The organism is Rhizobacter sp. (assembly GCF_035702065.1).
Taxonomy (GTDB): domain Bacteria; phylum Pseudomonadota; class Gammaproteobacteria; order Burkholderiales; family Burkholderiaceae_C; genus Rhizobacter.
Window position 1 is genome coordinate 1 of the sequence record NZ_DASSRA010000289.1, and the last position, 10,914, is coordinate 10,914.

The following is a 10,914-nucleotide window of genomic DNA, read 5'->3' on the forward strand; positions in this document are numbered from 1 at the left end:
GCCGCGATGTTCCACATGATGAACGAGGCCCGCATCGGCGTCGGCATGGGCGCGGTGATGCTGGGCTACCGCGGCTACCTCGCGTCGTTGCAGTACGCGCGCGAGCGGCCGCAAGGCCGCCGTGCCGGCAGCAAGGACCCGAACGAGCCGCAGATCAAGCTGATCGAGCACGCCGACATCCGCCGCATGCTGATCGCGCAGAAGGCCTATGTGGAAGGCGGCCTCGCGCTGGGCCTGTACGCCGCGCGCCTGGTCGACGAGCAGAAGACCGGCCCCGACGAAACCAAGCGAGAAGAAGCCGGCCTGCTGCTGGAGCTGCTCACGCCCATCGTGAAGAGCTGGCCTTCGCAGTGGTGCCTGGAGGCGAACAGCCTCGCCATCCAGATCCACGGCGGCTACGGCTACACGCGCGAGTACCCGGTCGAGCAGTTCTACCGCGACAACCGCCTGAACATGATCCACGAGGGCACGCACGCCATCCAGGCCATCGACCTGCTGGGCCGCAAGGTGGTGATGCAGCAGGGCGCGGCGTTGGAGTTGCTGGGCCGCGAGATTGCAGCGACCGTGAAGGATGCATCCGAATACGAGACCTTGAGCGCCCATGCCGATGCGCTCACCATCGCCTGGTCGAACGTCACGCAGACCGTGAAGGCACTGGCCCCGTTGTTGAAGGAGAAGGGTGAGCTCGCGCTGGCGAATTCAATCGTCTTCCTCGAAGCCTTCGGCCACACGGTGGTGGCCTGGCAGTGGCTGCGCCAGGCGCTGGTCGCGACCCGCGCGCTGAAGAATGCCCAGGGCCATTCGAACAGTGACAGCGAGGTCGCCTTCTACCGCGGCAAGCTGCACACCAGCGCCTGGTTCTTCGACTGGGAGCTGCCGCGCTGCAAGCCGCAGCATGATCTGCTGCGCAGCCTGAACGATTCGACGCTGACGATGCATGACGCCTGGTTCTGACATGAGTGACGACAACATCCCTGAGGGCTTCGTGCCGCTGGTGCCGGGAGGCGTATGGCTCACCCACGCCGGCCCGCTGTACCAGAAGGACGCGCCGCACGGCGGCGTGGTGATCGGCCTGCGCCTGGACAAGAAGCACACCAACATGCGCGGCATCGCGCACGGCGGCATGCTCGTCACGCTGGCCGACAGCGCGCTGGGCCGCAACATGCACCTCACGCGCAGCCCGCAGGCGCCGATGGTGTCGGTGAACCTGTCCACCGACTTCCTCGGCGCCGCCAAGGTGGGCGACTGGCTGGAGGCGCACGTGCAGGTGCGCAAGCACGGCGCGCGGCTCTCCTTCGCCGAGTGCGAGTTGCGCGTCGGCGAGAAGGTGGTGGTGCGCTGCAGCGGCGTGTTCGCCGTGGTGGAGCCCGTGACGGCGGCCAAGGAAGTCCCTGAGGGATAAGGCGGCGGCCCGGCGGTACAGTGTCCGGCACCCGGACACACCGCCATGGCCATTCCCTCCCTGCCCGCCGATGCCGACGGCGTCCTGAAGCTCGCCGCCCAGAGCATGTTCGACACCCTGGCCCAGGCCGCCATGGGCATGATGGTGATCGACCGCAACCACCGCATCGTGTGGATCAGCGAAGGCTACAAGCGCTTCCTGCCTGACCTCGGGCATGAGGAGAGCGACTTCGTCGGCCGCCGCGTCGAGGAGGTGGTGCCCAACACGCTGATGGCCCATGTGGTCGACACCGGCCAGCCCATGCTGGTGGACCTGCTCACCAACCAGGCCGGCACCTTCCTCGTGAGCCGCCTGCCGCTGCGCGACGCGCAGGGCGAGGTGATCGGCGCGATGGGCATGGTGCTGCTCGACCACCCGGAGACGACGATGCAGCCGCTGATGACCAAGTTCAGCCGCCTGCAGCGCGAGCTCGACGACGCACGCCAGCAGCTTGCCGCGCAGCGCCGGCCCAAGTACACGGTGGCCAGCTTCATCGGCGCAAGCCCCGCGGCGATGGAGGTCAAGCGCCAGGCCCGGCGCGTGGCGCAGACCGACAGCACCGTGCTGCTGCTGGGCGAAACCGGCACCGGCAAGGAGCTGCTGGCGCACGCCATCCACGCCGCCAGTGCGCGCGCGGCGCGTTCCTTCGTCGGCGTGAACATCGCCGCCGTGCCCGACACCCTGCTCGAAGCCGAGTTCTTCGGCGTGGCGCCCGGCGCCTACACCGGTGCCGACCGCAAGGGCCGCGAAGGCAAGTTCAAGCTGGCCGATGGGGGCACGCTCTTTCTCGACGAGATCGGCGACATGCCGCTCGCCCTGCAGAGCAAGCTGCTGCGCGTGCTGCAGGAGCAGGAGCTGGAGCCGCTGGGCAGCAACACCGTTCAGCGCGTGGACGTGCGCGTGATCGCTGCCACCAGCCGCGACCTGCCCGCCATGGTGGCGGCCGGCAGCTTCCGCGCCGACCTGTACTACCGCCTCAACGTGCTGCCCATCCACCTGCCGGCCCTGCGCGAGCGCATGGGCGATCTGGAAGCGCTGGTCGAGTCGCTGGCCGAAGACATCGCACGCCGCAGCGGCCTGCCGCACAAGGGCATGAGCGCCGATGCGCTGGACCTGCTGGCCCAGCAGCCCTGGCCGGGCAACATCCGCGAGCTGCGCAACGTGCTGGAGCAGGCCACGCTGATGACCGACGACCTGGTGCTCAACGCGGAACACTTTGGCTCCCTGCTGGGAGGCGAGCAGCGGCCCATGGCGGCTGCCGCGCGCAAGCCGCCGGCCAGGGACGCAGCCGGTGAGCCGGCCGCCACGGCCACCATCAAGCCGCTGCCGCAGGCCATCGCCGAGCTGGAGGCGCGCGCCATCCGCGAGGCGCTGGCGGCCACCGGCGGCAACAAGCTGGCGGCCTCGCGCCTGCTCGGCATCTCGCGCGCCACCTTGTACGAGAAGCTGCCCCTCCTCTGAGGCGGCAGCAGTTGCGCTTTACCTCGCAGAAACCAAATACCGCAGCGCTCCCGATGCGAGCGCCGCGCTTCGCGGGCATGCTTCAGGGTTCGTCATTTGTTTGGCTCCCATGTTCCGCACTGCTGCTTACCGCCACCTCGCGTTTCCCCATTCCCTGACCCTGTTGGCGCTGGCAGCGGTGGCGAGTACCAGTCAAGCGCAGACGGCGCCCGCGCCGGCAGCTTCTGCCCCGTCGGCACCGGCTGCCGCCGCATCGGTGGCTGAGCCCAGGCCTGCACTTCCTGCGGCGGCAGCCTCTGCACCTTCGCAGCAGCTCGCGCCGGTCGTCATCACCGGTGCGCGCGTCAACGACATCCAGGAGCGCCGCCTGTCCACCGCAGCCAAGATCGTGGTCGGCCGCGACGAGATCGAGCGCTATGGCGACAGCACCATCGGTGAGACGCTCAAGCGCCTGCCCGGCGTCACCGTGGGCGGTGCGCCGGGGCGCGGAGGCGGCGGTGTGCGCATGCGTGGGCTGGGCAGCGGCTACACGCTGATCCTGCTCGATGGGCAGCGTGTGCCGCCCGGCTTCAGCATCGAGTCGCTGGAGCCCGACCAGGTGGAGCGCATCGAGGTGCTGCGCGCGCCCACGGCCGAAACCGGCGCACGCGCGATTGCTGGTGTGATCAACATCGTCACGCGCGAAGGCTTTCGCAAGCGGCTCAACAACCTCCGCGTGGGCACGGGTTTCGAGAACGGGCACTTCCAGCCGGGCATCTCGTGGACGCGCAACGACACGGTCGACGACCTGATCTACAACTTCTCGCTCTCCGCCTCGCGCAACGACCGCAGGACCGACAGCGTGACCACCGAAGAGCTGACCGACCTCAACACAGGCACTGTCACCAGCTCGCAGCGCGAGACCTCCACCTCGCGCGACCAGCGCAACGGCATCAACGCCACCGGGCGGCTGCAATGGCGCGGCGAGCAGGGCAGCTCGTTCATGCTGCAGCCGATGGTGATCTATTCCGCCAGCGAGTCGGCGCGCAGCAGCAAGCTCGAACAGTTCGTGGGCACGGCGCCCTACGACCACAGCGATGGCTCCGGCGAGAGCAACTTCGCCATGGGCCGGCTGAACGCCGAGTGGAAGCAGCAGATCGCCGACGCCGGCCGCATGGAGTTGCGCGCCAACCTGGGCACCAACCGCTCGAATGCCGATTCGGTCCGCTTCGACCGCGATGCCGCGGGCACGGTGCTGCACACCCGCGAGGACCACACCGACACACGCGACAACAGCCTGACGCTGGGCGGCAAGTACACGGCCTTGCTCGATGGCGAGCAGAGCCTGGTCTCGGGCCTGGAGGTCGAATCCAACCAGCGCGAAGACAACGGCCGCACCCTGTACGACGGCGCGCCCCTGCTCACGGACACCGGCGACAACCTGAAGGCGCGCGTCACCCGCGTGGCGGCCTATGCGCAGGACGAATGGACGCTCAATCCCAACTGGTCGGCGCATGCTGGCCTGCGCTGGGAAGGCATCCGCACGCGCAGCAACGGCTTCGACATCGGCACGGGCTTGCAGGAAGACGTCAAGAACGACAGCAGCGTGTGGACGCCTTTGCTGCACGCGGTGTGGAAGCCCGACCCCAAGGGCAACGACCAGGTGCGCATGAGCCTCACGCGCACCTACCGCCAGCCTTCGCTGCAAAGCCTGATCGCGCGCCCGAGCATCAACAGCCGCGCGCCGCTGCCCGGCGGCAACGACCCGACCTCGCCCGACCGCGTGGGCAACCCCGATCTCAAGCCCGAGCTGGCCACCGGCCTGGACGTGGCCTTCGAGCGCTACATCGGCAACGGCGGCCTGTTGAGCGCCAATGTGTTCTACCGCCAGATCAGCGACTACATGCGCAGCGTCACCTCGCTGCAGAGCGTGGCCTACTCGCCCACGCCGCGCTATGTGTCGCGCACCGAGAACGTCGGCGACGCCGTCACGCAGGGCGTGGAGCTGGAGGCACGCTTCCGCCTCAACGACGCCATCGAGGGCGCGCCGCGCATCGACGTGCGCATGAACGCGAGCTTCTTCCACTCACGCGTGAAAGAAGTGCCCGGCCCCGACAACCGGCTCGACCAGCAGCCCGACGGCACCGCCAACCTGGGCCTGGACTACAAGTTCGCCGGCCTGCCGCTGTCCATCGGCGGCAACCTCAACTGGACGCCGGGCTACACCACCCGCATCAGCGAGGTGCAATGGGCCGAATACAAGAGCAAGCTGGCCGGCGACGCTTTTGCGCTCTGGACCATCAGCCCCGCCACGCAGCTGCGCCTGTCGGCCAGCAACTTCGCGCCGCGCGACTACGTGACGGGCAGCCGCTTCGAAGATGCGAGCCTGCGCGACGTCTCAGAGACCACCCAGCCCACGTACATCAACTGGCAGCTGCGCCTGGAGATGCGGCTCTGAGTCTGTGTCTTGAAATCAGGCAGTGTCTGAAATCAGGTCAATCAATCGGCTGAATTGACTGGATTTCAGACGTTCTTGGCCAAGTTAAGCCACGGCCTCTCCCCGCAAACTCGGTATTTGCCCTGATCTGGTGCTTTCGGGCACAGCGCTTGCGCTGATGTCCCGCCATGCGGCCGCCCATCCGGCGTGCCTGCCCCCGGACCCAGAACAGGAGACACCATGTCCTTTGCCCCCCGCCGCGTCGCGCTCGTCACCGCTCTCGCTGCCATCGCCGCCACCGCGGCACCCTGGGCCCTGGCCCAGAACAAGGGCGAGATCCGCATCGCCCACGTCTACGGCAAGACCGGCCCGCTCGAGGCCTACGGCAAGCAGACCCAGACCGGCCTGCTGATGGGCCTGGAGTACGCGACCGGCGGCACCATGACGGTCGCCGGCAAGAAGATCGTGCTGATCGAGAAGGACGACCAGGGCAAGCCCGACATTGGCAAGAGCCTGCTCGCCACCGCCTACGGCGATGACAAGGTCGACCTCGCCATCGGCACCACCGGCTCGGGCGTGGCACTGGCCATGCTGCCGGTGGCCGAGGAGTACAAGAAGATCCTGCTGGTGGAGCCGGCCGTGGCCGACTCGATCACCGGCGACAAGTGGAACAAGTACATCTTCCGCACCGGCCGCAACAGCTCGCAGGACGCCATCAGCAACGCCGTCGCGCTCGACAAGCCCGGCGTGAGCATCGCCACGCTGGCACAGGATTACGCCTTCGGCCGCGACGGCGTGAAGGCCTTCAAGGACGCGATCAAGTCGGCCAAGATCGTGCACGAGGAGTACCTGCCCACCAGCACCACCGACTTCACCGCCGGTGCGCAGCGCATCATCGACAAGCTGAAGGACGCGCCGGGCCGCAAGATCATCTTCATCATCTGGGCCGGTGCGGGCAACCCGTTCAAGATCGCCGACCTCGACCTCAAGCGCTACAACATCGAGATCGCGACAGGCGGCAACATCCTGCCGGCCATGACCGCCTACAAGCAGTTCCCCGGCATGGAAGGTGCGGCCTACTACTACTTCGGCATCCCGAAGAACCCGGCCAACGAGTGGCTGGTCGCCAACCACTACAAGAAGTTCCAGACGCCGCCCGACTTCTTCACCGCGGGCGGCATGAGCGCCGGCATCGCGGTGGTCGAGGCGCTCAAGAAGACCCAGGGCAACACCAACACCGACAAGCTCATCAGCACGATGGAAGGCATGAGCTTCGAGACGCCCAAGGGCAAGATGACCTTCCGCAAGGAAGACCACCAGGCCATGCAGAGCATGTACCACTTCAAGATCAAGGTGGACCCGGCCTTCGCCTGGGGCGTGCCCGAGCTTGTTCGTGAGATCAAGCCCGAGGAAATGAACATCCCCATCAAGAACAAGCGCTGAGTCAGCTCCGCGCCGCTTTCAGGGAGTCGTGAGCCGGCCCGGCATGCACCGGGCAGGCCGACCCTCTCATCCGCCTCGATGCGGAGGGAGGTCCACGCCCGACAGAGGCAAACCGGAGACAACACAGTGATGAAGAAGACGAGAGTTCCATGCATCGCCGCCGTGTGCGCGGCGATGGTTTCGCTGTCCGCGCATGCGGTGGTGGCGCTGCCCGCGCTCAACGTCGACACCAGCCAGATCACGGTGTCGGGCCTGTCCTCGGGCGGCTTCATGGCCAACCAGCTGGGCTATGCCTACTCGGCCACCTTCAAGGGCGTGGGCGTGTTCGCGGGCGGCCCCTACATGTGCGCCGGCCACAGCAACTACACCGCCTGCATGTACAACGCGACCATCAGCGCCAGCATGCTCAACACCATGCAGGCCGACCTGAACAACTGGAGCGGCACGGCCATCGACAACAAGGCCAACGTCGCCAACCAGAAGGTCTACATGTTCGTGGGCAACAGCGACAGCACCGTCGGCCCCAACCCGATGAACGCGGTGCAGACGCAGTACACCAACAACGGCGTGACCGCGGCCAATCTCGAGTACGTGAAGCGCGCGAGCACCGCGCACGTGTTCCCGACCGACTTCGACAGCACCGGCAACAACAGCTGCAGCACCGCCGCCTCGCCCTACATCAGCAACTGCGGCTACGACGGCGCCAAGGCCGTGCTGACCAAGTTCTACGGCACGCTCAACGCGCGCAACAACGCGCCGGCCGCGGCCAACTACATCGAGTTCAACCAGGCGGCCTTCACCACCAACCCCGGCGTGGCCGCCACCGGCTGGGTCTACGTGCCGGCCAGCTGCGCCAGCGGCACGCAGTGCAGGCTGCACGTGGCGCTGCACGGCTGCCAGCAGGGCTACGCCACCATCGGCGACAAGTTAGTCAAGAACACCGGCTACACGCGCTGGGCCGACACCAACAACATCATCGTGTTGTTCCCGCAGGCCAAGGTCGACAACACCAGCCGCGCGACCTCGGCCAGCGGCTCGCTGGCCAACCCCAACGGCTGCTGGGACTGGATCGGCTGGTACGGCAGCAACTTCGCGCAGAAGGCCGGCACGCAGGCCGCGGCGCTGAAGGCGATGGTCGACCAGCTCGCCTCGGGCAGCGGCTCGGGCGGCGGGGGTGGCGGCACGCTGCCGGCCCCCACCGGCGTGGCCACCTCGGGTGCCACCGCCAGCAGCATGACCATCAGCTGGGCCGCCGTCAGCGGCGCGGCCAGCTACAACGTCTACCGCAACGGCAGCAAGGTCAACGGCGCGGCCGTCACCGCCACCAGCTTCAACGACACCGGCCTCACCGCCGCCACCACCTACAGCTGGACGGTGCGCGCGGTCGATGGCAGCGGCGCCGAGGGCGCGGCCTCGTCGCCGGCCAGTGGCACCACCACCGGCAGCACCCCGCCGGCCACCTGCTACACGGCGTCGAACTACGCCCACACCACCGCTGGCCGTGCGTACCAGAGCGGCGGCTATGCGCTGGCCAACGGGTCCAACCAGAACATGGGGCTGTGGAACACCTTCGTCACGACGACGCTGAAGCAGACCGCCACCAACTACTACGTCATTGGGACTTGTCCCTGATCGAACCCTGATGCTCGAAACCCAAGACCTCACCATCCGCTTCGGCGGGCACGTGGCGGTGGACCACGTGAGCTGTGCCTTCTCCCCCGGCACGCTCACGGCCATCGTCGGGCCCAACGGCGCGGGCAAGACCACCTACTTCAACCTCATCTCGGGCCAGCTGCGCGCGACCGAAGGGGTGGTGAAGTTGAACGGCGTCGACATCACGCAGGAAGCCGCCTCCGCCCGCACCCACCGCGGGCTGGGGCGCGCCTTCCAGCTCACGCAACTCTTTCCCAACCTGTCGGTGCTGGAAAACGTGCGGCTCGCCGTCCAGTCGCGCCGCAAGGAAGGGCTCAACCTCTGGTCGGTGTGGCTGGACCGCAAGGAAACGCTGGCCCGCGCCCACGCGCTCGTCGAGCAGGTGCGCCTGGCCGACAAGGCCGACGTGGCCGCGAGCAGCCTGCCGCACGGCGACCAGCGCAAGCTCGAGGTCGCCATGCTGATGGCGCTCGACCCGCAAGTGTTCATGTTCGACGAACCCACCGCCGGCATGAGCGTGGACGAGGTGCCGGTGATCCTGGACCTCATCCGCGCACTCAAGGCCCGCCGCGACGCGACCATCCTGCTGGTCGAACACAAGATGGACGTGGTGCGCGAGCTGGCCGACCGCATCATCGTGCTGCACAACGGCCAGCTGGTGGCCGATGGCGACCCGGCGACGGTGATCGCCTCGCCGGTGGTGCAGCAGGCCTACCTGGGCGTGACGGCGGAGGAGTCTGTATGAGTTCCTTCATCGCACGCCACCATCCGCTCAGGCTGAGGTATCGAAGCCCGGTGCATGCGGTCGCGGAGCAGGGCTTCGATACCTCAGCCCGAGCGGCCGGAGGTGCTCCCTTGCTGTCGCTCCAGGGCGTGCACACGCACATCGCCCAGTACCACATCCTCCACGGCGTCGACTTCGAAGTGCCCACCGGGCAGGTGACCATGCTGCTCGGCCGCAACGGCGCAGGCAAGACGACCACGCTGCGGACCATCATGGGCCTGTGGGCCGCCTCGCAAGGCACGGTGAGCTTCGACGGGCAGAACATCGCCGGCCGCGCCACGCCCGAGATCGCGCAACTCGGCATCGCCTACGTGCCCGAGAACATGGGCATCTTTGCCGACCTCTCGGTGCGCGAGAACCTGCTGCTGGCCGCACGCAACGCACGCACCGTGGAGCAGATGGACACGCAGCGCCTGGAGTGGCTGTTCGAGCTGTTCCCGGCGGTGAAGAAGTTCTGGCTGCACCCGGCCGGCAAGCTCTCGGGCGGGCAGAAGCAGATGCTGGCCATCGCCCGCGCCATGGTCGAGCCGCGCCGCCTGCTCTTGATCGACGAGCCGAGCAAGGGCCTGGCGCCCGCCATCATCCAGAACCTCATCACGGCGCTGCGCGAGCTCAAGCGCACGCAGACCACGGTGCTGCTGGTGGAGCAGAACTTCAGCATGGCCAAGTCGTTGGGCGACCAGGTGGCCGTGATGGACAACGGCCAGGTCGTGCACCGCGGCGCCATGGCCGAGCTGGCCGAGAACGAAGAACTCCAACAAAGACTGCTGGGCCTGTCGCTCGGGGCACACCAATGAACAAGACCTCCTTCGATTGGCTGCCGCTGGCCCTGGTGCCGGCCCTCGCGCTGCTGGCCCTGCCGGCGATCGGCTCCACCTCCTCTTGGCTCACGCTCACCGTGGCGGGCCTCGCGATGGGCATGATCGTCTTCATCATCGCCTCGGGCCTCACGCTCGTGTTCGGCCTGATGGACGTGCTGAACTTTGGTCACGGCGTGTTCATCGCCTTCGGCGCCTTCGTCGCCACCAGCGTGTTCGGCGTGATGGCCGACTGGTCGTCGGCGGAGAGCCTGTGGCGCAACCTCGCCGCCGTCTTCTGCGCCATGCTCGCCGCGATGGCGCTCGCCTCGGCGATCGGCTGGGGCTTCGAGCGCGTGCTGGTGCGGCCGGTGTACGGCCAGCACCTCAAGCAGATCCTCATCACCATGGGCGGCATGATCATCGGCGAAGAGCTGATCAAGGTCGTGTGGGGCCCGGCGCAGATCCCGCTGCCGCTGCCGGCCACGCTGCGCGGCTCGCTGCTGTGGGGCGACGCGGCGGTGGAGAAGTACCGCCTGGTGGCGGTGGTGATCGGCGCGGTGGTGCTGCTCGCCATGCTCTACACGCTCAACCGCACCAAGCTCGGCCTCTTGATCCGCGCCGGCGTGCAGGACCGCGAGATGGTCGAGAGCCTGGGCTACCGCATCCGCCGCCTCTTCGTCGGCGTGTTCGTTGCCGGCTCGGCGCTCGCCGGCCTGGGCGGCGTGCTGTGGGGCCTGTACCAGCAGAACGTGATCCCGCAGATCGGCGCGCAGGTCAACGTGCTGATCTTCATCGTGATCATCATCGGCGGGCTGGGGTCGACATTCGGCTGCTTCGTCGGTGCGCTGCTGGTCGGCTTGCTCGCCAACTACAGCGGCTTCCTCACGCCCAAGCTGGCCATGTTCTCCAACATCGG

The 10,914-nt window shown here is 67.7% G+C and carries 9 protein-coding genes; all 9 read left to right on the plus strand.

Annotated features, from left to right (window positions below):
* Positions 1-954, plus strand: a 954-nt coding sequence (locus VFL64_RS13115) for an acyl-CoA dehydrogenase family protein (RefSeq protein ID WP_489540824.1), incomplete at its 5' end; no start/stop codon positions are given.
* A gap of 1 nt (position 955) precedes the next feature.
* On the plus strand, positions 956-1,402 hold the full coding sequence (locus VFL64_RS13120) for a PaaI family thioesterase (protein ID WP_489540825.1): 447 nt from the start codon (positions 956-958) through the stop codon (positions 1,400-1,402).
* A gap of 45 nt (positions 1,403-1,447) precedes the next feature.
* Positions 1,448-2,902 carry a sigma-54 interaction domain-containing protein gene (locus VFL64_RS13125; RefSeq protein ID WP_489540826.1) on the plus strand — a complete coding sequence of 485 codons (1,455 nt, stop codon included), beginning with the start codon at positions 1,448-1,450 and terminating at the stop codon, positions 2,900-2,902.
* A 256-nt stretch (positions 2,903-3,158) separates the two neighbouring features.
* Positions 3,159-5,339, plus strand: coding sequence for a TonB-dependent receptor plug domain-containing protein (locus VFL64_RS13130; protein ID WP_489540827.1), 2,181 nt, complete (start codon positions 3,159-3,161; stop codon positions 5,337-5,339).
* A gap of 219 nt (positions 5,340-5,558) precedes the next feature.
* Positions 5,559-6,761, plus strand: a complete 1,203-nt coding sequence (locus VFL64_RS13135) for a substrate-binding domain-containing protein (protein ID WP_489540828.1) — start codon at positions 5,559-5,561, stop codon at positions 6,759-6,761.
* A 129-nt stretch (positions 6,762-6,890) separates the two neighbouring features.
* Positions 6,891-8,393, plus strand: a complete 1,503-nt coding sequence (locus tag VFL64_RS13140; RefSeq protein WP_489540829.1) for an extracellular catalytic domain type 2 short-chain-length polyhydroxyalkanoate depolymerase — start codon at positions 6,891-6,893, stop codon at positions 8,391-8,393.
* A gap of 10 nt (positions 8,394-8,403) precedes the next feature.
* Complete coding sequence (locus tag VFL64_RS13145; protein WP_489540830.1) at positions 8,404-9,159, plus strand: ABC transporter ATP-binding protein; 756 nt, start codon at positions 8,404-8,406, stop codon at positions 9,157-9,159.
* A gap of 110 nt (positions 9,160-9,269) precedes the next feature.
* Positions 9,270-9,995, plus strand: a complete 726-nt coding sequence (locus tag VFL64_RS13150) for an ABC transporter ATP-binding protein (RefSeq protein WP_489540831.1) — start codon at positions 9,270-9,272, stop codon at positions 9,993-9,995.
* Positions 9,992-10,914, plus strand: a 923-nt coding sequence (locus VFL64_RS13155) for a branched-chain amino acid ABC transporter permease (RefSeq protein WP_489540832.1), incomplete at its 3' end; no start/stop codon positions are given. The genes VFL64_RS13150 and VFL64_RS13155, both read left to right, overlap by 4 nt.

Bases quoted from the DNA above. Each gene is read 5' to 3' on its own strand.
- VFL64_RS13125 (WP_489540826.1), top strand. From the start codon at position 1,448: ATGGCCATTCCCTCCCTGCCCGCCGATGCCGACGGCGTCCTGAAGCTC.
- VFL64_RS13120 (WP_489540825.1), top strand. From the start codon at position 956: ATGAGTGACGACAACATCCCTGAGGGCTTCGTGCCGCTGGTGCCGGGA.
- VFL64_RS13145 (WP_489540830.1), top strand. From the start codon at position 8,404: ATGCTCGAAACCCAAGACCTCACCATCCGCTTCGGCGGGCACGTGGCG.
- VFL64_RS13135 (WP_489540828.1), top strand. From the start codon at position 5,559: ATGTCCTTTGCCCCCCGCCGCGTCGCGCTCGTCACCGCTCTCGCTGCC.
- VFL64_RS13140 (WP_489540829.1), top strand. From the start codon at position 6,891: ATGAAGAAGACGAGAGTTCCATGCATCGCCGCCGTGTGCGCGGCGATG.